General features: G+C 49.5%; 19 protein-coding genes. 12 read left to right on the top strand and 7 right to left on the bottom strand.

Features of this window, described 5'->3' with window-relative positions:
• Nucleotides 1-59: 59 nt before the first annotated feature.
• From epd to K0504_RS02395, 4 genes are all read left to right on the top strand, one after another.
• Nucleotides 60-1,139 carry an erythrose-4-phosphate dehydrogenase gene (gene epd / locus K0504_RS02410; protein WP_220102556.1) on the top strand — a complete coding sequence of 360 codons (1,080 nt, stop codon included), beginning with the start codon at nucleotides 60-62 and terminating at the stop codon, nucleotides 1,137-1,139.
• Nucleotides 1,140-1,302: 163 nt separating this feature from the next.
• A complete protein-coding gene (locus K0504_RS02405; RefSeq protein WP_220102555.1) occupies nucleotides 1,303-2,364 on the top strand; it encodes an RDD family protein in 1,062 nt (353 codons plus the stop codon).
• 114 nt (nucleotides 2,365-2,478) lie between these two features.
• Nucleotides 2,479-2,952, top strand: coding sequence for a hotdog fold domain-containing protein (locus tag K0504_RS02400; protein ID WP_220102554.1), 474 nt, complete (start codon nucleotides 2,479-2,481; stop codon nucleotides 2,950-2,952).
• Nucleotides 2,953-3,210: 258 nt separating this feature from the next.
• Nucleotides 3,211-3,819: an acetate uptake transporter gene (locus K0504_RS02395; protein ID WP_220102553.1), complete on the top strand. Its 609-nt coding sequence runs from the start codon at nucleotides 3,211-3,213 to the stop codon at nucleotides 3,817-3,819.
• Nucleotides 3,820-3,916: 97 nt separating this feature from the next.
• On the opposite strand, the gene K0504_RS02390 is transcribed toward K0504_RS02395, so the two are convergent.
• Both K0504_RS02390 and K0504_RS02385 read right to left on the bottom strand, forming a co-directional pair.
• Entirely contained in the window at nucleotides 3,917-4,816 is a 900-nt protein-coding gene (locus K0504_RS02390; protein WP_220102552.1) for an aspartoacylase, read from the bottom strand.
• 72 nt (nucleotides 4,817-4,888) lie between these two features.
• Nucleotides 4,889-5,704, bottom strand: coding sequence for a glucosaminidase domain-containing protein (locus K0504_RS02385; RefSeq protein WP_220102551.1), 816 nt, complete (start codon nucleotides 5,702-5,704; stop codon nucleotides 4,889-4,891).
• A 238-nt stretch (nucleotides 5,705-5,942) separates the two neighbouring features.
• Here K0504_RS02385 and K0504_RS02380 point away from each other — a divergent pair, with 238 nt between their 5' ends.
• Complete coding sequence (locus tag K0504_RS02380; protein ID WP_220102550.1) at nucleotides 5,943-8,009, top strand: TonB-dependent receptor; 2,067 nt, start codon at nucleotides 5,943-5,945, stop codon at nucleotides 8,007-8,009.
• A gap of 71 nt (nucleotides 8,010-8,080) precedes the next feature.
• On the opposite strand, the gene K0504_RS02375 is transcribed toward K0504_RS02380, so the two are convergent.
• The 5 genes from K0504_RS02375 to K0504_RS02355 all read right to left on the bottom strand — a co-directional run bounded on the left by K0504_RS02375 (nucleotide 8,081) and on the right by K0504_RS02355 (nucleotide 14,521).
• Complete coding sequence (locus K0504_RS02375; protein ID WP_220102549.1) at nucleotides 8,081-8,605, bottom strand: response regulator transcription factor; 525 nt, start codon at nucleotides 8,603-8,605, stop codon at nucleotides 8,081-8,083.
• Nucleotides 8,598-9,866 carry a histidine kinase gene (locus tag K0504_RS02370; protein ID WP_220102548.1) on the bottom strand — a complete coding sequence of 423 codons (1,269 nt, stop codon included), beginning with the start codon at nucleotides 9,864-9,866 and terminating at the stop codon, nucleotides 8,598-8,600. Before K0504_RS02370 ends, K0504_RS02375 begins: the two co-directional genes overlap by 8 nt.
• 57 nt (nucleotides 9,867-9,923) lie before the next feature.
• A complete protein-coding gene (locus tag K0504_RS02365) occupies nucleotides 9,924-10,571 on the bottom strand; it encodes an acyltransferase (protein ID WP_220102772.1) in 648 nt (215 codons plus the stop codon).
• 106 nt (nucleotides 10,572-10,677) lie between these two features.
• Nucleotides 10,678-10,923: a hypothetical protein gene (locus tag K0504_RS02360; protein WP_220102547.1), complete on the bottom strand. Its 246-nt coding sequence runs from the start codon at nucleotides 10,921-10,923 to the stop codon at nucleotides 10,678-10,680.
• A 151-nt stretch (nucleotides 10,924-11,074) separates the two neighbouring features.
• A complete protein-coding gene (locus tag K0504_RS02355) occupies nucleotides 11,075-14,521 on the bottom strand; it encodes a hypothetical protein (protein WP_220102546.1) in 3,447 nt (1,148 codons plus the stop codon).
• A 443-nt stretch (nucleotides 14,522-14,964) separates the two neighbouring features.
• Between K0504_RS02355 and K0504_RS02350 the strand changes: the two genes are divergently transcribed.
• The 7 genes from K0504_RS02350 (at nucleotide 14,965) to K0504_RS02320 (ending at nucleotide 26,560) form a co-directional block, all read left to right on the top strand.
• Entirely contained in the window at nucleotides 14,965-15,852 is an 888-nt protein-coding gene (locus tag K0504_RS02350) for a diguanylate cyclase (protein WP_220102545.1), read from the top strand.
• A 411-nt stretch (nucleotides 15,853-16,263) separates the two neighbouring features.
• The gene (locus K0504_RS02345) at nucleotides 16,264-17,130 is read left to right on the top strand and encodes a diguanylate cyclase (RefSeq protein ID WP_220102544.1); all 867 of its coding nucleotides are present in this window, start codon (nucleotides 16,264-16,266) and stop codon (nucleotides 17,128-17,130) included.
• Nucleotides 17,131-17,421: 291 nt separating this feature from the next.
• Nucleotides 17,422-18,852, top strand: a complete 1,431-nt coding sequence (locus K0504_RS02340) for a glycoside-pentoside-hexuronide (GPH):cation symporter (RefSeq protein ID WP_220102543.1) — start codon at nucleotides 17,422-17,424, stop codon at nucleotides 18,850-18,852.
• A 66-nt stretch (nucleotides 18,853-18,918) separates the two neighbouring features.
• Nucleotides 18,919-19,923 (top strand): LacI family DNA-binding transcriptional regulator, encoded by a 1,005-nt coding sequence (locus tag K0504_RS02335; RefSeq protein ID WP_220102542.1) that lies wholly within the window; start codon nucleotides 18,919-18,921, stop codon nucleotides 19,921-19,923.
• Nucleotides 19,924-20,447: 524 nt separating this feature from the next.
• Entirely contained in the window at nucleotides 20,448-23,099 is a 2,652-nt protein-coding gene (locus K0504_RS02330) for a glycoside hydrolase family 16 protein (RefSeq protein ID WP_220102541.1), read from the top strand.
• Between the two features lie 199 nt (nucleotides 23,100-23,298).
• Nucleotides 23,299-25,299 carry an ADP-ribosylglycohydrolase family protein gene (locus K0504_RS02325; RefSeq protein ID WP_220102540.1) on the top strand — a complete coding sequence of 667 codons (2,001 nt, stop codon included), beginning with the start codon at nucleotides 23,299-23,301 and terminating at the stop codon, nucleotides 25,297-25,299.
• 127 nt (nucleotides 25,300-25,426) lie between these two features.
• Complete coding sequence (locus tag K0504_RS02320; protein WP_220102539.1) at nucleotides 25,427-26,560, top strand: transporter substrate-binding domain-containing protein; 1,134 nt, start codon at nucleotides 25,427-25,429, stop codon at nucleotides 26,558-26,560.
• The last annotated feature ends 64 nt before the right edge of the window (nucleotides 26,561-26,624 follow it).

The following is a 26,624-nucleotide window of genomic DNA, read 5'->3' as shown; positions in this document are numbered from 1 at the left end:
CTAGCCATGTTACAGTGACCTTCTGCTTTTTGTTGTTCATCGCTATAGAGTGCGCGTGCATGTCGATTCAGTTTCCCAGCTTAGAAAAACCTCTTCGTATCGCCATTAATGGGTTTGGCCGGATCGGTCGTAGCGCTTTTCGCGCCCTATATGAGTCGGGGCTACGCGATTACATGCAACTGGTTGCCATCAATGAGCTGGCAACGCCGGAAGCCATTCGTCACCTCACTCAATATGACACCACCCATGGCCGCTTTTACTTGCCGGTGAGCATTGGCGAAGGCGTACTTTGGGTAGAGGAAGATGCCATTGCATTGACCCATGAAGCCGACCCAACCCAATTACCTTGGGAAGAACTGCAAGTCGATATTGTATTGGAATGCACCGGCGTAATGAGTAGCCGCGAAGATGCTCAAAAGCACATTGAAGCTGGCGCCCAGAAAGTTATTTTCAGCCATCCGGCCGATGCCGATGTGGATGCCACGATTGTGTTTGGCGTCAATCAACACGAACTCAAACCTGAGCACCAAATCGTGTCGAATGCCTCGTGCACTACAAACTGCTGCGTACCCGTTCTCAGCGTTATTGATGAAGTGTTTGGCATTGAGCGCGGCGCTATTACCACCATTCATTCGATGATGCATGATCAAGTCGTCATTGACGCCTACCACCATGATTTACGGCGAACACGCGCCGCCAGCCAATCAATTATTCCGGTAGACACCAAACTAGCCCGCGGGATTGAGCGGATCTTACCGCACCTCGAAAACAAGTTTGAGGCCATTGCCGTGCGGGTGCCCACCACCAATGTGACCGCCATGGATATTTCTCTAACGCTTTCAACGCGCGTTGATGTGGCCAGTGTGAATGCCATCCTGCAGCAAGCTTCTGAAGAGCGCTTTATCGGCATCATGGACTTCACCGAAGATCCAGTTGTGTCGGCAGACTTTAATCACGATGAGCATTCAGTGATTGTTGATGGTAGCCAAACCCGCGTTTCTGATGGCCACTTGGTGAAACTATTACTCTGGTGCGATAACGAGTGGGGCTATGCCAACCGCATGCTGGATACTTGTTTGGCGTTAGCCACCATTACTGCCAATGCCGACTCTGAGCGCGATAATCCACCACCGGTGTAATCCATTTCGCAGCAAAACGGCAAACCTCGCTAACCTCACGTTGCATCTTAACCTGTTGGTGAGACAGGCCGTTTATTGCCAAAAAGTTAGTATCGATCAAGTCGCATCGGCAACAAGCTCGCCATGATGGCCAGTTGGTGGATGCAACTGGAGTTGACCAAGGATGGCATTAAGTACCGCAGACGGAAGCGAAACACGATCTAAAATCACCCCTTATGCGTTTCGCATCGCCCCGCAATTACTGAACCTGCCACTCGCCCGACCTTGGCGCCGCGGCATGGCCATGTTGATTGACCTGTGTTTCATTGGCGCCGCCGCCACCTTTTTAGATGCCGAATGGGCACTGCCGATTTTCGCCACCCTTTGGCTTATCAAACAATCCTTACACGGCTTCAAAAAGCGTTTCGCGCTGGTCGCGACACTTATTGTGATTGTGGTGCTCGCGATACTATTCGATGAGTCAGAAATTGCCCCCAGCAACCAACAAATGACCGATATAGCAACAGTTGTCGGCCACCTGCCAGAGTTGATTGCGCTGGAGCAATGCACAGACACGGCTTGCGCCCAAACGCAGGCAGTCAAACTACAACAGTCGCTGGCACAATCAGAACTCTCGCCCATCGTGCAATACCACATGCTCAAAGAGTCATTGAATGAGTCGGTACTTCCGGCGTCTGAGATCCCTGCTATTTTGGGCCCTGAGCCCGAGCAAACAGCTGCCGTAGAAACAAACCAAGCACAACAACTTGCTGCAGAGCTAGACCCGCAATCCGTCGATGCCGATCCACAGCTTGTCGCCCTCGATGACGATAACGACGACGAGATGAGCGCAATAGAAATTGACGACGCCAGCAACTGCGCGGAAGCAATATCACCCATGGCGCTACTACGCGGCACACTCAAAGATTTAGGCTTAGGCTTTAGCTGGGCGATCCTTTACTTCTCAATTCTCACCAGTTGGTTTAACGGGCAAACCATTGGCAAACGATTGATGCGAATTAGAGTATTGCGCCTCGACGGCCAAAAGTTAACGATGTGGGGTTGCTTTGGGCGCTACGGTGGCTATATCGCTGGGCTGGCGACCGGACTGCTGGGCTTCTTACAAATTTATTGGGATCCAAACCGCCAAGCCATTCAAGATAAGATTTCTACAACAGCCGTGGTCTATCGCTCACGTAAGCCAATCACCATGCCGCAAACAACCCCTAACGATGAGCAACACTAACGCACAAATCCAAACCCTAACCCACAGCACAGAATCAACACGAAGCGGAAAACACTGCTTGCTAATCGATTCCAGCTCCGATTAAGTTAAATAACAACTGGTCGGAGGTGTTGAATGTCAGACAATTACGTGCTTAAGATTTATCAAAAATTTAACAGATTACCATTGGGTCAATGGCTGTTTAGTCGCTATGCCGCAAGGCGCGCGCCGTACTTCAAAACCATTCATCCGCTCATCACGCATTTATCAGCGAATCACTGCGAATGCCTGATCAAAAAACGTAAGTCTGTGACCAATCATATTGGCACTGTGCATGTCATTGCTATCTGCAATGGATTAGAGATGGCGATGGGGTTCATGGCTGAAGCATCCATTCCGAAACACTTACGCTGGATCCCAAAAGGCATGCAGGTCAACTACACGGCTAAAGCGGCGACGGATGTCACTTGTCGGGTTAATATTTCACCTGAATTATGGCAACCAGGCGACATGCAGGTGCCAGTAGAAGCCGCCGACACCTCAGGCCAAGTGGTGGTCGCTGGGGTCATCACCTTGTGGGTCAGCGCTAAAAATAAGCCCAACCATTGATCGCTATTTTCAGCGTTCCATTTATCCTCACCAAGGTGCTCACTTGTGCTCTGTTGGGCCAATCTAATTTGAAAAAATCCATACGCAACAAGTGACTCAGGCCCGCTCGAAATGCCGGCTTATTTAAAAAAATAAAATAACTAAAATCTGAAGTCTTGCTGCACACGGCCATTTATTTTAGCTCTCAAACCTTTATGAACGTTGTTACATTGCGCGCCAGAAACATGACCAAGCTCACACTTTTTCTAAGGCATTCAAATGACGTCTCATTACGCAAATCCTGCACCACTGGGCTTAATGGCCTTTGGCATGACAACGGTGCTTCTCAATATTCATAATGCTGGTTTTTTTCCTCTTAACGCGTCCATTATGGCGATGGGCCTGTTCTACGGCGGCCTAGCTCAAGTGATCGCTGGCATTCTCGAATATAAGAAAAACAATACCTTCGGTGTGACAGCGTTCGTCTCTTACGGTTTTTTCTGGATTACTTTAGTGGGGCTTTGGGTGTTGCCTAAAATGGGCATGGCGGAAGCCACGTCACCTGCATTCATGGGGTGGTTTCTGGCGGCTTGGGGCACCTTTACCGGGCTGATGTTTGTTGGCACGCTGAAATTTAACCGCGTGAAGCAGTTTATTTTTGCCAGCCTTACCGTGCTGTTCTTTTTGTTGGCTATACACAACTGGACAGGTTCAGAGTTGATTGGTCACATTGCCGGCTGGGAAGGCATTGTCTGCGGCTTAAGTGCCATTTACTTAGCCATGGCGTCGGTTATCAATGAAGTGCATGGCAAAGTCATGTTGCCGGTTGGCGAGCCAAAGTCCAATGCAGTGGTCGATTTTAAACCCGATATGGCCGAAGCCGCTTAGTCGGTATCTGACACAAGCCGAACTCACTAACAATTGAGGGAGCCACGCGGCTCCCTCAATGAGATTAGTAAACGTATTCGCTTATGCAGTTCGCCCGTTAATCTTTGCTCGTTACATCAATGACGATTTTCTCGTGGAAAGACATCGCCAGATTATTGTCGTAGTAAGCCGCTTCGTTAATGAAGCCAGGGTAAACCGTTTGCTCACCGTCAAAGGTCACCACACTGCCATCAAAGCATTGGAAGATCGGGTCGCCCGGATGCAGTGGTTTAAAGTCCCCGTCTTGCACGTGCTCATGCACCATGCCCAAACGATTGCCCAACGCATCAACAGGTAAAGTGATGCACTCGGTGTAGCGGAAAGCATCAACCGTTTCAGGCAACTCCGGCAGCTGTTCAGTATTCCATAACTCCAAAAAGTCGAGAATGTGTTGAGTCATCTGATGACTCTGCTGATACACATCGTCGCGCAATACAGCTTGTGGCACTGGCCCAACTTCCACAATGACGCCAAACTTGCCGATGGTGGCCAGCATGTTGTGTTCGTCACGCGGCAAATGGTCTTGATCGCGAATCACGATCACCTCTGGCATTTTCACCGTGATGTACGCCGCAAGCTTGCGATAGATTTCACCCTGCTGCAGTAACAACAACGTTGCACCCATGTTTGATGTGGTGGTGTGCAAATCAATCACAAAGTCAGTACGCGGATCAGACTTAGGACCAAGCTGCTGATTAATCGCCTTAGCCCGGCTTTGCTCGTAACTGGTGAGCTCAGGATTAGTCAAATCGGCTTGAGTAAATTGACGGTTTAAATCATGGTCACAATAGCGTCGATTTTCATCGTGAGCGCGCGGGTTGGCAAAGACCAACTCGGTGTCAAAGCTAGGGCGAGTACCATATTGCTTGTTCTGCATGTATTGGCGGTACAGGTAAACCCCTGTGAATTCATTACCGTGAGTGCCGCCAACCACAGCGACCCGTTCAATTTTACTCATGTCTATTCAACTCGATTCTGCTTTTTTCTTGGTTCATCAATCTAGCACTGAAATCGGGAAGACCCAACCCGATTAATCGGCCGATGGCGAGCTAATTGCCGTGATCGGAAATTCAAGCCAGCTCGGATTCTGCCGCATCATTTTCTGGACTTCATCAACATACGCTTGGCCACGCTCGGAATAACGGCTCAAGCCCAATGCCATCGCTTGTGGATCCAGTCCTTGATCACTCCGCTGCAGGCGCACCTCGGCATAAGCTTGGTGGCTGTTAATATTCTCAATATAAGCCTCAATGGCTTCCGCTGGTGCATCAAACACCGCAACTTCATGAGTAGCGCCCGCATTGCGAAACTTAGGGATCAGCCCACAGCCAGCTTCAAAACACCAATGACCAAACAGGTTGTTGCCTTCTCGGGCAAAGCGCGACGTGCCCCAACCGGATTCCTTGGCCCCTTGAGCAACAGCTAAAGCAACAGGCACAGCATTAATCCGTAGTGCTAATTCATCAGCTAAAACCGCGCTCGGTTGGCAATCAGCCTCGACTCGATACAGTTCACACAGCCCCGCTAGCCACTGACGTTCAGCTTTGCTGAGCTTGCGCTCAAGTTGCGCAACGGCCAAAGCGCTTTCTCGTACCATCAACACATGAGCATTGACTTGCTGAATAAGTGGCACCAAATAGTCGGTGAAAATTTCTTTACGAACCGGCCCAGCAGGGTATTCCAAAAACTCCGGCAAACTTTCTTCCGAAAACTCGAGTTCGTATGCCACCAAGGCGAAGTCTGACTCGCCCCGTTGAACATCGAGCTGTGCCCACCAAAGCAACAACACCAAAACGGCCAAACAACTTACCGCAACACGCGTTAAATAACGGTTTGAAACAGACAAAAGGCAACTCCAGCATCCCAGCCCATAGTTAGGCAGCCACCTTAGGAGGCCGCCGGAATCAACACAAGACAAATGTTTCGTTATTGTGAATATCGCAATACTTCTGCCAACCAACTTTCAACGCGATTGCCCCTGCGACATATTGTCGCAGCTTGCCAAATAGTCATTGAGCCTCAGCCGTTACTTACCTATGTTGCCCAACAAGTTGATAACAAAAATAAAATTATAGGAGTCACGATTGACTTCCCGCACCTGCCTGTTAGCCACTTTGGCTGCCCTACCAACTGCTGCTCTGTCAGCAACGCCTGATCACATTGAAATCATTGGTACCCAAGACCACAACCAGATCACCGTCGAATTACCAACAGGCTACCAACAACCCGACCCTGGCGAGTTGGTGAAACGATTACCGGGCGCCAATATCAACCGAAACGGCCCACTCACACCAATCGCACAATATCGCGGGCTATATGGCGATCGCGTTGCGGTCACTATTGATGGCGTCGGCGTCATCGGCACAGGCCCCAACTCAATGGACTCGCCACTCAGCTACGTGCCAATGATCTTATTACAAGATATTGAGCAGCATCGCGGAGTGACACCGGTTGATACAGCCATTGAAAGTTTGGGTGGGGCATTTGCCGTTAACCTACGGCCAATACCTGCGGAAATAGGCGAACAATTCGTCACGTCCGCCGAAGTGTCGTTGGGGTACCAAGACAATGGTGAGCAATATCGCGCAGCCATCGTGGTGGAATCCGGCAACCGCGATCATGGCGTGCAATTGTTTTACGACTGGCAACAGGCGACTGATCATCTGGAGTCGGGCAACGGCAATTCGATCGAGCCAACTGAATTCGACAAATGGGTCGCAGGAGCCAAATATCAGTACAACCTGCAATCGGGCCACATTCAAGTATGGGGGCAGCGTTTCGATACCGGTTTATCCGGCACCCCCGCATTGCCAATGGATATTCTTTATATCGACACCGATCGCGCAGGCATCACCAGCCAAGTTGACTGGCGAGAGTGGCAAGCCCACATGCAACTGAGTTACAGCGATGGTGAACACCTGATGGACAACTTCACCATGCGCAACAATGGCGAGCTGTCCGGTCGTATGCGACAAAACCTTGCGAATTCTGATGACTGGCAATGGTCAGCCAAAGCGAAGCGGAACTTGAATAACCAAACGTTGGAATTTGGCAGTAATGGTCTGCGCGCCCATCACGATGCAACCATTACCGATCCAACAAACGCTATGTTCGTGATCACCAACTTCAATGCCATTGATGACGATAAAACCAGTTTCTACGCAAGTTGGTCACAAGCTGCGCCAGAGCACCAGTTATCAGCAGATGTACGGGCGACCTATGTGGCGTCAGATGCTGGCGAAGTGACCCATTCAATGGCGGGTAATTCGGCCATGATCGCCATGCTGGTCGACAATTTTAATAACGCCAAACGCGATCAAGACGACTGGTTAATCGATACTACATTGGCCGGCCACTGGCAGCCTGCAGCGCACTGGTCTTATAGCCTTTCGCTCGGCCACAAGCAGCGCGCACCGAGCTACCAAGAGCGTTATTTATGGTTTCCACTCGAAGCGACGGCCGGCTTGGCTGATGGCCGCACTTATATTGGCGATCCGAATCTAGATGCCGAGCGAGCTTGGCAACTGGATATTGGCGGTCGCTGGCAGTCGTCCTCGCTCCAAATAGAGCCGCACCTGTTCTATCAGCGAATTGATGATTACATTCAAGGCACGCCGCTGCCAGACGATGGCTCTTATGCCGCAGCGAATATGGTCGCCACCATGATGACCGGCAATTCGCCCTTGCTGTTTAGCAATGTTGAAGCCGAGCTATACGGTGGTGATCTGTTACTAAGCTGGCAATGGCATGACAGTTGGACTTGGACTTCTACTGCCAGTTACGTACGCGGAAAACGCCGCGATATTGACGACAACTTATACCGCGTAGCCCCGCCAAACTGGCGCAATCAAATCAGTTACCAGTGGTATGACTGGCAGGTTGCAGCGAATTGGTTGCTCGTGGCTGAGCAAGACAAGATCTCGACCACCAATAGCGAGCAGAAAACCGCAGGTTATGGCTTGGTCGATCTGACATTAAAAACTGAGTTGAATGTTGGCGCCTTCCATCTTGGCGTCAACAACGTGTTTGACAAGCAATATGCCGATCATCTGGGTGGTTACAACCGGGTCATGGCCACCGCGCAGCAAACCGGCGAGCGTTTAAGTCAGACTGGCCGTGCCATTTGGGCCAAGTTAACGATTGTCTTGTAGCGCTGAGCGCAAACTGTCTCACTCAGGCCCGCTGCTTCCCCCCTTGATAGCAGCTTTTGGCTTCCGCCCCGTTATTGTTTAACGGGGCGTTTTTGTAATTTACGCTGTAAGGTTCGGCGGTGCATATTCATCGCCCGTGCTGCTGCCGACACATTGCCTTGGTGCAATGCCAAAACGCGTTGAATGTGCTCCCATTCGGCCCGTTCTGGCGACATCAGCTCATCTTCTGTCAGCTCCGGCGCTTTAATTTGGCCACTTAACGCCGCGAGCAGCGCCGCCGTATCTGCTGGTTTCGGTAAGTAATCATCAGCACCTAACTTCATTGCCTGCACAGCCGATGCCACGCTGGCATACCCGGTTAACAAGACGATGCGGGCTTGCGGTACTAGGTGGCGCAGATCCGGTAATAAGGTTAGGCCACTGTCATCGCCAAGTTTCATATCGAGCAAAAGGTGACTCGGCTTATGTTGCTGCGCCATGCCCAGCGCAGTCGCAGCACAGTGAGCCACTTGGCAATCAAATTGATGACGAGATAATCGTCGCTGCAACAGCGATGCAAAGGTGACATCATCATCAACGATCAATAGCTTAGCCATCACTCACCTCCGCCAGCGGCAAGTTGATGGAGACGGCCATCATGAGTTCTTCTTCCTGTGGCTCATTCTGAGAGCCATCCGCACTCACGGTTAAGGTGCCGCCGAAGCGTTCGATGACGCTACGACTTAGCATCAGCGCCATCCCAAAACCATGAGCCGACGATACCAGTTGTTCACCAGCCTGCTGCAATTGATGACGATCGCCAGCAAACGGATTTTTAATCTGCAACTGCCAGTAGCGGCGTCCATCATCCTGGGTGAGTATGCTGTCGCTCATTTCAACACCTGCACTACTTAGCTCGGCACAGGCGCCGGCCGCATTCTGCATAATGTTTAATAACGCCGGTAATAAGCTGTTATCCGCTTCAATGATTGAGTCTGCGACAGCGCAATGGCTTTGCCAGTTGACCTCCGGCCACATTAAGCGACAACGCTCAATCAATTGATTTGCCAAATCAGCAACGGCGAGTTGTTTTACTTTTTGCTGACGCAATTCTGCGGCTAACTGCCGCAAACTAGCTAAACTTTGCTGACATTGTTCAAGTGGCTTTGACATTGCTTGAACATCAGGGTTATTCGGATCTTGTTCAGTCAATTCTTCCTGCAATAAACCAAGCGTGGCAATCGGCGTTGCCATATCATGAACCGTTTGCGCGGCAGCGGTTCCCATTGCTAGCAGCTGCTGCTGACGCAGCGCAGCTAATTGTTGTTGTGCCAGCTGAGCATCACGCTGGCGTAACTCTCGGGCAATGGCCGCAACAACAAACACCACCACCAATGCAGACAGTAAGAAATTCACCCACATGCCTACAAAGTGGCTTTGCATGTCATGAATGTGATGGATTTCCAGCGGTAACCAAAACACCATACTGGAATAGCCCGCAATGGCAGCAACCAAGACCACCATGACTTGCCAACCCGTTAACATCACGCCAGCCAACGCAATGGGCAACAATAGCGCCGAAACATAAGCGTTGGTGGCACCGCCCGTGGCATAGAGCAGGCAACTGAGTAAGGTGACATCAAGCACCAAATGGAAAGTTAGCGTGGCTGGGGTTATCGGTAAGCGAAGACGGGGTGCTAACACTGAAATAATTTGCTGAAGCAGTTGCCCCAACAATGCAAACCAACAAAGCCACGGTAGCGGCTCACCATCGGCCCATACAATAAGTAGTAACACTTCCACGGTTAGGAGTGACCAGCGGAGTTGAGTCAGCCTTAGCCAATGACGCATTGCCGTTATAGCGGGTGTTACAGTCAAATTGATAATCTCTTGTTTTTAAATATACAGAATGTAAGTAAGTATTCACTGGAGCGCTTATTTATCGCGCCGATCACCAATAATCCGAGCCGGGTTACCCGCCACTATGGCGTAGTCTGGCACGTCCTTGGTCACCACACTTCCCATGCCAATTACCGCATGATCACCAATGGTTACACCATCCACGATACCGACACCGGCACCCACCCAAACATCACAACCAATTGAAATTCCTTGGCTGGTTACTGGCTGTTGCCAAACCGCACGATCAGGCGCCATACCATGATTGAAGCCGTAAATTTTGACCGAATTGGCAATACGAGTGTCATCGCCAATACGCACTCCAGCGGCACCACCATCGAGGCTACAGCCGTGATTGATACTTACCCGCGCACCTAACTCAATCGGGCCATGTAGAAAGCTGTCTGCGGCAATCATGCAACCATTACCGATCCGGATAGTGCGACCTGGTTCAGCAAATAGTTGGGCCGAGTCAGCAATAAAACATTGTTCACCGAGCTGCACGGTTTCAAGTGCCTGTAAGCGCTGCTGTAGTTGTTGTTGCCAAGGTTTTGCCCAGATTAACTGTTTCGGTTTGAGGGAATAATATAACCAAGGCATCCAGTTTAGGCGCTGCTTGTGCTGGTCGATATAGTCGTCCGCCGATGGTTGCCAGGACGGCAGCTGTTGGTCTGACTTAGGCATGTCATTTGGCATTTGCGGCGAAGGAGAGTCAGTCACGATGGTCATCCGCGGTTGGCATACAGTTAGTTCACTAAAGCGCTATTTAATCGCAACCACCAAAGAAAGGCTACCGATCCACCGAGTTGCGGTGCTTATGCTGATCGTTATGCATCATGAGTAGCAACGTAATAAAAAGTTTGGATGGGATCAGTAGCAATAAACCAGCGCCAATGATCAAAGCAATGATGCGAACGCCGTGCACACCTTCGGTACGTAAATCGGTAAAGATGATTAAGCTAATGCCAACCAATATAAAGGCTAGACCGCACCACATGAGCACCGCCATCAGCCGTTTCCAGTGTGCGATTGTCATCTCGTTGGTTACCTTTGTTTTGGTTGCATTTAACCGTGCAGTCAGTATGAGATGAAGTCGTTTTGAACTTGCTGATATGAATCATTGAAAGCAAAAAAAAGGGCGCCGGTGAGGGCGCCCAGAGAATAGCAACCAAGGGGGGTTGGAGGGATCAACTATTCAAAAATGCTTTTGGCAGAGCTAAATCAATTTGTGAAATAGCTTTGTCGCGAGCAAACAGGTGCTGGCTAATTTCAGCATTCAGCACCAAACCAGTAAACGATTCGGTACGGCCATCAGCCCAGTGCAGGGTAATTACCGCATCGGCAGCGTCAATCGCTTGATAACGCAACGGCACTTGGCAGAAGGTAAATGCTAGAGAGTCAGCAGGAACCGCAACTTGTTGCCAGTCGCCATGCAAATCGAGGTAACGTAACTCGGTTGCTTCACGGGTAAATTCAACCGGACGCAATAAGCTCGGTTCAAAGCGGATTTCACCGTCCCAGATACGCAGACCTAGTTCACCCCAGCGGGTCAACACTTCTTCTTTCACCTGTCCGGTCATACCTGGCTGCTGAGCACCCAAGTGTGATGGCGTGTGAGAATAAGGGTCGCAAGGGAATGAACCATATTCTTCAGGCGTTTTGTTGAAGCCAATACCTTCACGTACGCGGTAGTAGTAATCACGCAGCGCTGCCAGCGTGTTGCTGTCGGCGCCTTGAGCAATAGCGCTGAAGTAGTTTTCTTGAACAGCCAATAACAACTTAGACACCATGTGCCAGTAGATGCTGCCCAAACCTTCGTAACCAAACATGGTGCCTGAGCGGCCAGTAAAGGCTTTGTGGTTAAATACCGACTCATATAGGTCGAGTACCGCCAGCTCGGATTGCGCCACTTCATCACCGTAATCAGCAACCAATGTGGCTAATTCTGTGAGCAAGTCGCCAGCATTGTGGAACTCAGCGTTGAAGCGCAAGTCGCCTTGCACGTCACGTTCAATAATTCGGCTGTCTTGCTTATCGAGCATGGTGTTCAACAACGGCACCGCGCGCGTGTCTACTTCTGATACTCGGTTTTTGCCGAGGAAGCTTGGCAAGTCGCGGTCCGGATACAACATGAATGTTTTCTGATCGGCGCGCCACATTTCACTGGCAAACAGTGAGTCCAAAACTTTGACGGTATCTTGTGGGCTAATAACGCCAGCACTTAACGCTGCAACCTGACCTTCAAGCATTGGGTATAAGTAGTCGACACTGGCTTTTTCAGGTACCACGTCGAGTAAGTTATATGCTTCGTACAAACCGTCTTGACGAACGTTTTGAGCAATCGAGTGATCCACAAAAATCTGCGCATTGTCGAGCATGGTCAATACCGTATCGACAGATTGCTCAGTGCTTGCCGCAAAGCCTTGTTGGTAAACCACATCGCGATAAGCACAAGCCGCTTCGCCAAGGTCACGCAGCAGCTGCCAGCGGAATTCATCCGTTGTACGGCTATCGTTTAGTTGCGGGGCATATTTGGCAAAAACCGCTGCCGTATCGGCAAGCCACTTAGCGACTTCCGTTGAAAGTGCGTAGCTAGCCACATCATTTTCTTTCAGCATGCGCTGCATGAAACTGATGTAACGGCGCATGTAGTACATGGTGACCATCGACAAGCCTTGACCAACCAAGGCGTTGTTGGCGTCATTCCACTCAGGGCGCTGGCTATTCAGCCAAATGCCACCGTCAACGACTAAGTTGCTCAGCTTGCTAAGCAGCGGCACCAGCAGTTTTTCAAACAAGTTAACCTGGTAAACCTCACCATCTTTGGTCAGAACCAGCTTACCGTCAGAGCCCATGTCAGCAACGCGCTGATCGATAACTTTGGCTTTGTCATGATCAAAATCTACGGTGTTTTTAAAGTCGGCTACTAACGCATTAAACGGCTTAATGGTGTACGGCACGTTGGCATAACAGAACAACGGTTGCTGCAGTAATTTCTGTAGTTGCGCAGGGTGGAATTGCTGCGAAGCTTCGAGCAACTTCAGCAAGTAAATGATCTGGTGGTCGCCCCAGTAGCCAATGTTGCTCCATGGATCATCAGGCTCATCTAGTTCCCAATCAATACCATCTTTGGTAATACGGTAAGGGTTGTAGCCATCGATGGTGGACGCATTCACAAACTTAGCGATGACGTTTTCGATGAAGTCCGGATAGCTTACCGCCAACGCTTCCCAGTTTTGGAAAATGTCGCGCCAGTTGCCCTGATAAGACAACAAACGGTTGCCAGCATCATCGGTCAATTTGATCTCAAAGTGGTTCCAAGGGCGGCTTGGATCACCATGGCGACGGCCAAAGGTAATTGGCAAATACTCGTAACATAAGCGCTCGAGTTGTGGGTCGTCCTGATCCATAACGGCTTTGTGCAGCTCTTGATATGACAAGACTTCAGGCAAACCGTTAAGGAAGTTTTGGTGGCGCTGCCAAACGGGCTTATTCAAGACCGACAAGGTGGCGGCAAAATCGTCACGCGGGACTTGATATTGATCGTTGAAGATACCGCCACGCATTACGTTGAAGAGCACGTTAGCGTAGTGGTGGGCACTAACATTTTCTTCCGCAGTGGTTTGGAAACCATCAGCTTGTGCCATTAAGCGCGCTAACTCATCTGAGTTGGCGGCAACCGATGCGGCAATGGCTTTTGGCAGCTCGTTGTTATCAACTAAGTCTTGGCGCGTCGCAACAACATCCGACTGAGATTGGCTAACGTCGGCAACGAGCATCCAGCTCTGCTCGGTATTACCGGCTAACTTCATGCGAGTGGTAAGCAAGTACGCGCCTGGCTCGGCGCGCATCAGGCGTTCAGCACTAACGTCGCGGCCCATGCGGAATGCTTCAAGCTGACGCGTCGAAAGCAATACGCTGGCCTGCGGCAGACCCAAGCTAAAGACACCGGTGGCCTTGAGTGATTCGCTTGGTTCTGCCCGATCGGAAATTGCTGCGTACAATGCAAAAACGGCATGGTTAGTGGTGGCATCTAACTCATTCCATTTGTATGCATCGACCAAGCAGCTTGCTTCAGTCTGAGTTTTACGTGGCACAGCCCAAGGCAACAGGTTAGTGACGCCGTCGAGCAGTTTTATGTCGTGGGTTGCTTCAGTTAGGTTTTCTAAATAGCTTTGGCGAACAAAGCCATATTCTTCACTGGTGCTCCAGCTATAGCTGAAACGTAAGCCCAGTTCGTGGTTGGTTTCGCTGAATACTAATTTGCTACCCAGCAGATTTTTATAAAGTGTGCGGGTTACTTCAGGGCTGGTTGGGCCTTGCTCTACAAATGGCTGCCATAAGACTGGGCCATTGTCTGTGCTGACCCAAAACAACGACTTGCTGCCGGTTTTATGGGCATTCGCGTGAATTTTATCAACCGACTCGTACGGAAACAGCGCATTTTCTGGCTGCATGCGACCTGCTGTCAGCGCGCCGGTGGACGAGATGAACAACCAGTGATCGCTGCTAGATACCAGGCTAATAAAAAACGGCGGCATTTGATCGTAATCTTTAATGGCGTAGAAACGCTCACCTTGAATGGTTACGAACCCGCTTTCGCCAACGTCGGCGGCAAAGTGTGTTTGTGTCATGTTAATCATCCCAAGAGACCTAGATTGTTTGCTCACTGGTTCTAATTGTTAGATGTATTCTTGATGAACCATGTAAGCGCTTTCAGGAATTTTCATAGCAATTGGCTCACAATGCAAGAGGGAAATAGTTAACGATCAACAAAAATGAGAACTGTAACCGCCAAACCAAACCCTTAAGAGCAACACAAAAAACACCTAACGCACTGTTAAAAAACAAATTAATAATCCGAAAGGAGCGCCCAAAATCAGCCATCCCATTAATAAAGCCACAGCGTACAAGTTGTTTAAATTGTGAGCTAACCGATAAATTTACCGACCATTTTCTAATTCTCACCGGCGAACTGTTTACATTGAGCCAAGTAAACGCTTACATAAAAAACAAATTACAAAAAACCTAAGGACGGGTTACGCCACCACCACTCACAATGTGAAGGTAAGTTATTGTGAATATTATAAAATTTAAAAACAAAACCGCAAAAATGGCCGCTTTATTGCTACTCATGTTAGTTGCGCCCATCGCCACCGCCAAATTGACCGTTAATTATTACAAACCCAATAATGCGAACGATCGCTACCCCGTCGATCTGGTTTCTTTTCTGCTGACCAAAGCGAATGAATCTTACGAATTAAAGCCAATTTCATCGGAAAATCTAACCGAACAACGGCTAATTGCCGATGTTCAATCGGGCCGAGTTTCATTTATTTCAATGGCAACCAATGAGCGCTTAAATCGAGAGCTCAATGCGATTCAATATCCTATGTATCGCGGGCTGCTTGGGCATCGAGTTTTCATCATTCGAGACGGCGATCAAAACCGCTTCGATGGCATTCAGTCTGTTGCGGAGTTGAATCGCTTAACAGGCGGCCAAGGGCGCTTTTGGGCTGATACCGAAGTATTAAAAAGTGCCGGTTTGAAAGTTGAGACACCGGTTAAATACAATAGCTTGTTTTACATGCTTGAAGGTGGTCGCTTTGACTACTTTCCTCGGGCAATCCACGAGCCGCTGAATGAAATTACCGCCCGCCCTGAATTAGGGCTAACCATTGAAGAAAACCTATTGCTGGTTTACCCAATGCCAATGCTTTTATATACCTCGCGCCAAAATCAACAGTTATCTCTGGCGCTTGAAAAAGGTTTTGAAAGCGCTGTCGCCGATGGCAGTTTTGCACAATGGTTTGTTGAGCACCCAGCCATTAAAGAAGTGCTGTCAAAAATTCAGCTGAACAACCGCACGGTATTACGACTGGAAAACCCACACCTGCCGACCGGAACGCCTGTTGATCGTAAAGAGCTGTGGCTCGACATCTCTCAACTCGGCCAAGCAAGCTAACAAGCCGACACAAACAAAGCCCCTTCAATAGCGCTGATTTGGTAAACCTAAATCAGCGCTTTGCTGTTCTGCAAGCTATCTCACAAATCCTACCAAACCTGCCATTTGAACTGTGATCAGGAAGAATTCGCCGCGCCAATGAAAACGTTATCATTGGCACTACATTAATTCTATTCGCATAGGAGATCTACCTAATTGGCGTCGACTGATGTTTATCGAAAACCGGTAAGCAACACCTCACGCTTATTAACGTCATGTTGAAAACATCGTGAACTTTAATTTTGAGTCGGCCGGTTCATTGCTGTGGTTTGATCTGAAAAGTAGGTCACTAAAGGAAACGCAACACAACGCCGCCACAGCCCCCGACCCAAAGCCCACATTCTAATAAAGCGGTATATAACAATGAAAAAAATGAATACATCCATAATGGCAGCGCTGGGGGCGCTATTACTGTCATTATCAGCCAATGCATCCTTGGCTGTCCGTTACTATCAACCCTTGAATCCCAAGGATCACTACCCCATCGATTTGGTTGAGTTTCTGCTGCAAAAAGCAGCCGTGGACTACCAGCTATTTCCGATTCAAGCGTCGGACTCCACCGAAATGCGGCAGATCGCAGATTTAAACGCTGGTCATATTAGTTTTGCCACTCTGGCGACCAACAAGCGGTTAAATCAGGCCCTTCACCCAATTCAATATCCTATCTTCCGGGGGTTATTGGGTTATCGTGTTTTTATCATCCGCAAAGGTGAACAAGCACGCTTCGATCAAGTGTCGAGCCTACAACAACTATCACAATTTGTTGCTGGCCAAGGGCGCTTTTGGGCTGACACACAGGTATTAAAGAGTGCCGGCTTACCATTAGAAACGCCGGTCAAATATGAAGGTCTCTTTCACATGCTTGACGGTGGCCGATTCGACTATTTTCCACGCGCCATTCATGAACCCATTTCTGAGCTTTCAGCGCGGCCACAGCTGAACCTGGCAATTGAAAACAACATTTTGCTGATCTATCCGCAACCCATGATGTTTTATACCTCAAAAGCAAATAAGGCATTGTCGCAAGCCATTGAGCATGGGTTTGAGGCCGCCATACAAGATGGCAGTTTTGCACAATGGTTTGTTGACCATCCGATGATTCAAGAAGTGCTGTCCAAGATCGATCTTGAGCAACGTACCGTCATTCGGATTGATAACCCGCACCTACCAGCAGGAACGCCCGTCCAACGGTCGGAATTATGGCTTGATATTGCCCAGCTGAGAAATCAGCCTAGCTAATAAAAACCACCTTATTTCTGCCCCTCCGCGCCAGCAGGGACGCTGCGCTTTTAGATTTTTGTGACGCTAAATCAAGTTTTGTAACGGTATCATCACCGATCCTTGATCTTCTACTTTCAAGCTCATAACCTCCATGTAAGCGCTTTCTTGGTTCAAAAGGAATGACCCTGAAGGTGCGCGAATTAATCGCACGCAAAACACAATAGAATTGTAGCGCTGCCACCATGCGCGCTTAGCCATAACAAATGCAGTCGTGCAAACCACACACAAATCACCAATAGGGCTAGCTTCATGCTGAAAACCAGAGAAAAAGTTGCTTACGGTTTAGGCGATACCGCCAGTAACATCATTTTTGCCACCGTGATGTCGTTCATTACGTACTTCTATACCGATGTCTTTGGCATTTCAGCTGCTGTTGTCGGCACCATGTTTTTGGTCGTACGTATTATTGATGCCGTAACCGATCCCCTAATGGGCGCGTTCGCCGATAAAACCGAAACCCGCTGGGGCCGCTATCGCCCCTACTTAGTTTGGCTGGCTCTGCCGTTCGCAATCATCAGCGTACTCGCATTTACTACTCCGGATTTATCACCAACCAACAAAATCATTTATGCCTACTTTACGTACATCTTGTTGATGCTGGCTTATACCGCAATCAATATTCCGTACTCAGCGCTGGGTGGCGTACTGACCGGCGATCCAAAAGAGCGGGTATCAGTCCAAAGCTATCGTTTTGTTTGCGGCATGATTGGTGGCTTGATCGTGACGGCACTAACGTTACCACTGGTTGAATATTTTGGTGCCGGCGACGAAGCCAAGGGCTACCAATACACCATGGCTGCCATGAGCGTGGTTGGTATTGTGCTATTTCTACTGTGCTTTGCGGGCACGAAAGAGCGCGTTGAACCACCGGCCGATCAAAAACTCAACTTCAAAACATCAATGCGCTCGCTGTGGCAGAACGATCAATGGCGCATTCTATGTGTGGCCGCGGTCCTGTTATTAACCGGCATGGTGATTCGCGGCACGCTGGCTATTTATTACGTTAATAATTATTTAGACGTCAGCTCCGTCTTTCATTACCTCGACAACGGTCTGGTAAAATTCTTCATTGGTGATGGTTATACCGGCCTAAGCGACAGTGAAACCCGCACCAAATTACTGCCTGTATTGGTCACCGTATTTCTGACAATCGGTATGTTTGGCAATATTATCGGCAGCTTCGTTGCCCAACACTTGGCCAATCATGTTGATAAGGTGAAGGCCTATATTGGCCTCCAGTTCATTGCCGCAATTATCTGCTTGGCGAGCTTTTTCGTTGCCCCAGAGCAAGTCGAAACAGCGATTTTCATGAACTTCATCTATTGCTTCTTCTTACAAATGGCAACGCCATTATTGTGGGCGAAGATGGCTGACGCCATTGATTACGGCCACTATAAGACTGGCATCCGCATCACTGGCTTAGTTTACTCAACGGTCGTGTTCTTCATTAAGTTAGGCTTGGCGCTGGGCGGCGCAATTGCGGCTTGGTTGCTGGCTTACTACAACTACGATGCCGACCTGACGCAACAAAGCGCCATTACAGTAGACGGTATTCTATTTACCTTTACTATTTGGCCTGCCGTGTCCTGTCTGTTGGTGGCGTTCGTAATGCGCTGGTACAAACTCAACAATGTGAAAGTTGAAGAAGTACACCAAGAGCTCAAAGCACGCGCGTGTTAAAACTGAGCGCCACATCATGTAAGATGTGGCGCTGTTGCTAAAACTGCTTTAACCAATGGATTGACCATGGCCACTATTTACGAAGTTTCAAAACTTGCAGGTGTATCTCTTGCGACTGTTTCTCGGGTAATGAACCAAAACGCCTACGTGACAGATGAAACCAAAAAGAAAGTCTTGGATGCCATGAAGGAGCTGGATTACCGCCCTAATTCAGCCGCTCAATCCTTGGCGCTCAATCGCAGTGACAGCGTGGGCGTGTTAGTTGCTGAATTGGACGGCCCTTTCTATGGCCCTGTGATGTCTGGCGTTGAGTCCGAGTTACGTAAAGCAGGCAAGCACGTCATTGTGGCCGCAGGCCACGATGAAGAAGAAACCGAAAAAGAGGGCGTAGAGTTTCTTATAGGCCGCGGTTGTGATGCGCTTATTTTGTTAGCGGAAACATTATCCAATGAATACCTCGTTGAGTTAGCCAAAGGCTCCACCCCATTTGTCATGCTCAACCGCACCACGCCTGGCTTAGAGTCTCAATGTATTAGCCTCGACAACCACTTAGGCGGTTACATGGCGTCCAAGCTATTGGTCGATCAAGGCCACCGTGAAATAGCTTATATCTCGGGTCCTCTGTGGAAGCACGATGCTGAAGATCGCTATGCAGGCCACAAACAGGCACTCGAAGAAGCCGGTTTAACGCAAGATCCAGAATTACTGTTCGAGTCTGATTATCGAGAAGCAGGTGGTAGCAGCGGTTTATTACACCTAATTAATTCCGGTAAAAAATTCACCGCACTGGCTTGCGCCAACGATGAAATGGCTTCGGGCGCCATGATGAGTGCAGCTCAGAAAGGCTTGTCGATCCCCCAAGATTTGTCCATTGTCGGGTTTGATAATGTTCACTACGCTCGATTACTGACGCCATCGCTAACAACGGTCGAGTTCCCCATTCACGAAATGGGTAAAATGGCCGCGCGCTGGGTATTAAAAAATGCCTATGGCAAGAAGAAGCTTTCCTACAACAACTACTTTTCTCCCAAACTTATACAACGCCACTCCAGCAAAGCAATTAGCAGTTAACCGTTAGCTGATATCAGCCGTTCTGATATCGGCCTTTCACCGTACCAATGTTGATTAACGAGTCTGTTATTGTTGCCTGAGACGCCACTCAATCGGCCTGCCGAGCAATGTAAGCGCTTTCTCTTTTTCCTTATATCAGTCAATGCCAATCTATATGTTGGCAACCAACGCATTGAATGATGCCCCGACCACAAGCAGCCTCCAGTAATTATCGGCCAATGAGCCAGTTACCGGTGCTAAAGGCCTTACTTTCTGTTGCTCAGTTTTCGCTTATTGGCAGATGACAGAAAAATGACGAGCGACTGACATAGCCATGTAAGCGCTTACGTGAGTTAGATCTCAAATGTGCAAATACAACTGAGATCCAGATCGTACAAAAGTCGTTCGTCCCGTGATTCTTGAGCCATTTGCTGAAAAACTCATGGTAAGCGCTTACATAAATATTACTTAATGACAACATTTAGTCATCAGCAGCGCGAAACACAAAGCTAATAAAGCGTTAAAAAAATCACACGGAGAAACGGATGAAAACCATTCATTTATTACCGCTAGCCATCGCGGTATCAGTCGGTTTATCTGGTTGTAGTGACGACGACGTCACCTCAAAACCAGCAGAGATTCCGATGACAGAGCCAGGCGGATGGACGCTGGCATGGCAAGACGAATTCGACGGTAGCAGCATTGACACCATGTATTGGGAGCATGAAGTTAACTGTGACGGTGGCGGCAACAATGAACGCCAATGTTACACCGCAGATGAAGCCAACTCTTATATCGAAGATGGTGTGCTGAAACTTGTTGCGTTACCAGCAGACGGCTTAGACAGCGGCAAAGAATATACTTCTGCGCGCCTACGCACCAAAGGCATGGTGGACTTCACTTACGGCCGCGTTGAGATTCGTGCTAAAGCACCTACCGGCCAGGGTTCATTCCCAGCCGCTTGGATGTTACCGACTGACAACGTTTATGGTACTTGGCCATTGTCCGGCGAAATCGACATCCTTGAATTTGTTAACACCGGCGTACCTCTTGATGATGGCGGTGTAAACTCAAATATTTACGGCACCCTACACTACGGCTCTCCCTGGCCAAATAATGCGCACTCAGGTTCGAGCTATTTGCTCCCTGATGACGCCTCTCCAGCAGACGATTTCCACGTTTACGCTATTGAGTGGGAAGAAGGTGAAATTCGTTGGTATGTGGACGACGTTCACTACGCCACCCAATTAAAATCTGAAGTTACCTACGACACATCCGGTAATGCTGATGGTCTAGACCACAAAGGCTGGTATACCGAAGTTGATGGAGAAGTTGTATGGGATACACGCCCATTCGATCAAGACTTCCACATTCTTATAAACTTCGCTGTAGGCGGTGATTGGGCAGAAAACACTGACTTAGGCGGCGTTGATGAAACAGCGTTCCACGCCGACAACGCATACGAAATTGATTACGTGCGCGTCTACAAGTGTGAAACAGCCGCTCTTGATGGATCGGGTTGTGCCACGGTCGACTTCGGTTACCACTACTCAATTGACGAAGGCGGCACATTGGTTGAAGGCGAAGCGCCAACGCCAATCCCACCATCAAGCGGTGTAGCAGAAAACCTCACCATCTTTGAAGATGAAGAGTTAGCGGCATGGCCAGCTTGGGTGAGCGATGCAGCCACCACCGATCCAGAAATTGTTGAAGATGAAGATGCTGACTATGGCACAGCCGTACAAATGACCTTTGGCGGTGCTGGCATGGTTGCGGGCTTTAACACCCGTGAAGCCGATGAGCCAGAACTTTACGATGCGTCTCCAATGGAAAGCTCCGGCAAGTTTGAATTTGACCTCAAGCTTGTTTCGGCACCAATTGCTGGTGACGTTGACTGGTATGTCAAAATTGAACAAAACAGTGGTTCAGAAAGCGTTGGTACTGCAGCGGACATGGTTATCGATGCCCCAACACTCGATACCTGGACTCACTATGAAATTAACCTGTCAGACCTCACTGCTAAAGGTTTAGAGCTAAACGGTATTGACGTGGTGATGGTGTTCCCAGCATGGGGCGAAGCAGCAGGCACCGTGTACCGCATCGACAACGTTGAGTTCACTGGCGCAGAAAATGCCGGCGATGATCCAGGCGGCGAACTTGTTCTGCTTGATGAAAATGGGCCCGCAGAAGGTTTGATTCGCAGTGGTTGGGATGAAGCAGACGGCGGTGATATTGCCTCAATTAGTGACGAAGGTGTTTGGTCTTACGTTGCCAGTGGTGGTGGTAACAACTACCTAGAAGTTGAAGATGGCTCTTGGGACTATAGCGACTATCTAACTTGGGATTTGATTTTCGATATGAAAGTCAATGCCATTGGCGATGGCGATAGCGTTTACGTTAAATTCGATAGTGGCTGGCCAAATGTTAGTGACATGACGCTAGCAGAAGCAGGCTATACCTTAAGCGCCGATGGCGAATGGGCCACCTACACAATCAGCGTGAGTGAACTGTTCGACAACGGTAACGACTTCGATAACGGCTCTGCCGACCCTACCAACATTGCCAATGCCATCGTATTTGAAGGTTCAGGCTCTGATGTCTCCATTGAAATGCGCAACATCCGCTTATACAAAGAAGGCACCAGTACAGGTGACGACGATGATAGCGGCAGCGACGACAGCGCAGTTGATGCAGACCCAATGGACATTAGCGCGGCTGATTTGTTGATATTCGATGATAGCTTCTTAGCCGATTGGCCTGCATGGGACTGTTGCTTAGGCACAACACCAGCCTTGGTAAATGACGCAACGCGTGGTGATGTTGTTCAGTACGAAATCGTTGGTAACGGCCAAACAGTAGTTGGTTTCTACGGTCGTGATACAGCAGCGGCATTCGATGCTAGCGGCCTGCCTGACAGTGCCAAGCTGGTTTGGGATATGAAGCTAGTTACGCCTGCTGACGCTGGCGATGTTAGCTGGTTGCTAAAGGTAGAAACTGGAAGTGACGCTAACTACTACCAAGGCAGTATCGATGCACCAACCTCTGCTTGGACTAACTATGAAGTCTCTCTGGGTACACTACGTGCCAGCGGCGTTAACTTTGACGACAGCGCCATTGATATCTTCATGTTCTTCCCAGCATGGGGCACAGGTACTGGTGCGGTATTCCAAGTGGATAACGTAGCTATTATCCAGTAATAACGATTCCCCCAATCGACATTTGAAGTATGTTAGCGGCTCTCTTGGGAGCCGCTTTTTTATGATTAGCACGAATGATTAATCCGTTATCTCAACCACAGCTTGCCACCACCAAGCCAACTAAAATAACAATCTCATAATTATCGTCTGCGCTTAGCCTGCTCTAATGTAAGGGTAACGCCACCAAAGGAATGTTGTGATGTATCACTGGCGAACACTCCGCTTCTCTGTGCTGGCCATTGTCGGCCTATTTATCATCGCGGCGCTCACACCATCGAGCCATGCCGCCCCAAAGCCCCTTAAGCGGTTATCGGTTGCCGAGTATCAAGACAAGGTGTACGCCGCTTGGCTCGGCCAAATCATCGGCAACATCTATGGTTTGAGCTATGAATTTCGCTTTATCGATCAACCCGGCCCAGACCAGTTTCCATACGGCTTCGGCCCGTCACTAGAGAAAGTAAAACAGGTCAATGGCGCCTTTTCCGATGACGACACCGACATTGAATACATGTACTTGCTGCAAATGGAGCAACATGGCTTCGAGCCAACGTATCGTCAGCTCGCCAAGGCCTGGCAACACCATGTTCGTGACAAAGTCTGGGTCGCTAACCGCAATGCATTAACGCTAATGCATGCAGGCTATTCGCCACCGCTCACTGGCAGCAAGCGTTACAACCCCAACTGGTTTCAAATAGATCCGCAACTGGTCAACGAAATTTGGGCCGTCACCGCCCCCGGCATGCTGAGTTACGCTACGGGCAAGTCGGCGTGGGCAGCTCGCATCACCAATGATGATTTTGGCATTGAGCCCACCGTACACTATGCCGCCATGTACGCCGTGGCGTTTTTTGAGTCCGATATTGCGACGCTGATTGATATTGGCACTGCCGCATTACCGCCCGAGAGCCGCTTCGGTAAAACCGTTGAGCACATGAAAGCCCTATACCGCCAATATCCAGATGACTGGCAAACCGCTCGTCAAGCCATGGCCAAACACTACTTTAAGGAATTTGACTACAACCGCGGCGCTTGGACTGTGGTAGATGCCAACCTCAACGGTGCCTGCGCTATTTTAGCGCTGCTCTATGGCCAGGGTGACTTTCAGCGCACTCTCGACATTGCCAGCGGCCTTGGCTTTGACGCCGATAACCAGGCCGCGACCATGAGCGGTTTGCTGGCCATCATTGGTGGCACAGAAGCCCTTCCCAACAATTTGCTATACCCACTTGGCCAAGACGTCTGGGAGCAACCATTTAACGATCGCTATATCAATGTCAGCCGTTACGATTTACCGGATGCATCGCTGCGCGATATTGCCAAACGCACGGCAGAGCAAGGAGAGCAGGTGATCATCAATGGTGGTGGCAAGCGGGTTGCTGATCCAGCCGGCGATTACTACTTAATTGCGCCAGATGCGGCTTTTCACGCGCCTTTAGAGCTCCCGTCCGCACCAACGTTAAACGGCCAACTACAACAGCCATTTGAGTTTGATATTTACCCGCTCCCGACACCAGCTGGCACATCTTTCCAACTCGTTGCTGGCGATTTGCCGCAAGGGCTGACCTTGCATCAGCACCAAATTAGCGGCATGCCAACGCAAATGGGAGAGTTTCCGATCACCATTGCACTGGTTCGCAATCCAACACAGCAGCAAGCGCTCGACCAACCAAGTGAGCGCGTTGAGCAGGACTATTTCATTCGAGTGTACGGTACCGACTTGGCTCAGTCTGCCAGCGCAGTTCTTACCAACAAAGATCTAACCCCACAGCAAGCCGAGCTGTTACGGCAACCCACCAATGCGCCGCACACGCTCTACAACCAGCGTAACGATAGTCTGCCGAAAATTGATTATTACGGCTATCGCTGGGCGCAGCCTCAAACAATCGATACGTTAATTTTCAACCCGGGTAACCCGCAGGAGTTTGGCGGTTGGCTGCTGTCGTTAGACGTGCAATACCTCGATGAAAATGTGCAGTGGCAAACCATTCCGTCGCTAGTCATGACGCCACCGATGAATTTTGACAACAGTCAGTGGCTCAAAGGCAGCTTCATTGAACATACCATCGAATTTTCGCCAGTTACCACCACGGCTATTCGCATTATTGGCTACGCTGGTGGCATTGAGCCCGACGCTTTTAACGAATCACCCAAGCGGTATTATTCAGCCGCACATCAACTTAAAGTTTATCGCGCTCAATAGCACAACCTCTGATTAATACGGACTTGAAAATAGTCTCAAGTCCGTCATCAAAACCCTCTATAATCCAGCTATCTATCGCTCAGTTCATCAGGCAACTGAGATCAAGTGAAGCAAAAGGAGATGCCACGTGTTGTCTAAAACACTGAAACGAATTGCGAGTCAATTATTCACATTGGCGGGCTTACTGTTAGCCAGCCAGTTTCCCGCTTTGGCGTTTACTTCTGCCCCCGAAGAAACACCGACGCCAGCACCAGCCATTACCAGTGGCCAAACCATCAAGGTAGCCACCCGCCATGCGCCGCCATTCAGCATCAAAACAGATGCTGGCTGGCAGGGGATCACCATTGAGCTGGTAAAGCGCGTTGCCACTAATAGCAATGTAACGGTGGAATTTGAAGAAATGAGCATCGAGCAAATGCTCGCAGCATCAAAGACCAACGAAGTACATGCCGCTGCCGCGGCGCTAACCATTACCGCCGAGCGGGAAAGGGATGTCGATTTCACGCACCCGTACCTCACGTCCGGTTTAGGTATTGCCGTAGCCCAAAGTGAGCAAGTCAGTATGCTTTCCGCAATGAAGCGCTTTTTCTCTGGCGATTTCCTCAAAGCGGTAGGCGCCTTACTGTTGGTGCTGAGTGTGATTGGTATTTTGGTGTGGCTGGCTGAGCGCGGCCGCAACGAGCAGTTTTCGGAGAAGCCGGTGCGTGGTATTGGCGCCGGTCTCTGGTGGTCAGCCGTGACCATGACGACCGTTGGTTATGGCGACAAAGCCCCGCAAACCACCGGCGGCCGATTTATCGCGTTAATTTGGATGTTCGCTAGCATCATCATTATTTCTGGTTTCACCGCCGCCATTGCCACTTCGTTAACGGTCAATCAACTTGGGCAATCCATCGCCGGCCTCGATGACTTGTACAATAAACGCGTATTGACCGTTGCCCAAAGCACCAGTGCCGATCTGCTTACTGAAAAGCTGATTCGTCACAAAACAGTTGCGTCGGTTGAAGAAGCTTTAGCGCTATTAGCCAAAGGCGAAACGGCTGCTGTGGTTTACGATCTGCCTATTTTGCAGTACATGGCTGCCAACCAATTCAACGAAGATGTGCGTGTACTGCCAAATATCTTGGTGCGACAAGATTACGGTATTGCGTTACCACCGGGCACCACTGCTCGTGAAAGTATTAACCAAGAAATACTCACCGTGATTGCTGAGCCAGAGTGGAACAACGTGCTTGAGGGCTACTTGGGCAGAACACAATAGAACGGACGAGCGGCCTTTGCCACAGTATGTGCAAAGGCCGCTCCTTAGCTGCTTTTAGCCGCGC

Source organism: Neiella holothuriorum (assembly GCF_019457915.1).
Taxonomy (GTDB): domain Bacteria; phylum Pseudomonadota; class Gammaproteobacteria; order Enterobacterales; family Neiellaceae; genus Neiella; species Neiella holothuriorum.
This window is presented reverse-complemented; position numbering and strand designations above follow the sequence as displayed.

Coding starts and splice junctions, on each gene's coding strand:
- epd (WP_220102556.1), top strand. CDS start 60: ATGTCGATTCAGTTTCCCAGCTTAGAAAAACCTCTTCGTATCGCCATT.
- K0504_RS02405 (WP_220102555.1), top strand. CDS start 1,303: ATGGCATTAAGTACCGCAGACGGAAGCGAAACACGATCTAAAATCACC.
- K0504_RS02400 (WP_220102554.1), top strand. CDS start 2,479: ATGTCAGACAATTACGTGCTTAAGATTTATCAAAAATTTAACAGATTA.
- K0504_RS02395 (WP_220102553.1), top strand. CDS start 3,211: ATGACGTCTCATTACGCAAATCCTGCACCACTGGGCTTAATGGCCTTT.
- K0504_RS02390 (WP_220102552.1), bottom strand. CDS start 4,816: ATGAGTAAAATTGAACGGGTCGCTGTGGTTGGCGGCACTCACGGTAAT.
- K0504_RS02375 (WP_220102549.1), bottom strand. CDS start 8,605: ATGGCTAAGCTATTGATCGTTGATGATGATGTCACCTTTGCATCGCTG.
- K0504_RS02365 (WP_220102772.1), bottom strand. CDS start 10,571: ATGCCTAAGTCAGACCAACAGCTGCCGTCCTGGCAACCATCGGCGGAC.
- K0504_RS02360 (WP_220102547.1), bottom strand. CDS start 10,923: ATGACAATCGCACACTGGAAACGGCTGATGGCGGTGCTCATGTGGTGC.
- K0504_RS02355 (WP_220102546.1), bottom strand. CDS start 14,521: ATGACACAAACACACTTTGCCGCCGACGTTGGCGAAAGCGGGTTCGTA.
- K0504_RS02345 (WP_220102544.1), top strand. CDS start 16,264: ATGAATACATCCATAATGGCAGCGCTGGGGGCGCTATTACTGTCATTA.
- K0504_RS02340 (WP_220102543.1), top strand. CDS start 17,422: ATGCTGAAAACCAGAGAAAAAGTTGCTTACGGTTTAGGCGATACCGCC.
- K0504_RS02335 (WP_220102542.1), top strand. CDS start 18,919: ATGGCCACTATTTACGAAGTTTCAAAACTTGCAGGTGTATCTCTTGCG.
- K0504_RS02330 (WP_220102541.1), top strand. CDS start 20,448: ATGAAAACCATTCATTTATTACCGCTAGCCATCGCGGTATCAGTCGGT.
- K0504_RS02325 (WP_220102540.1), top strand. CDS start 23,299: ATGTATCACTGGCGAACACTCCGCTTCTCTGTGCTGGCCATTGTCGGC.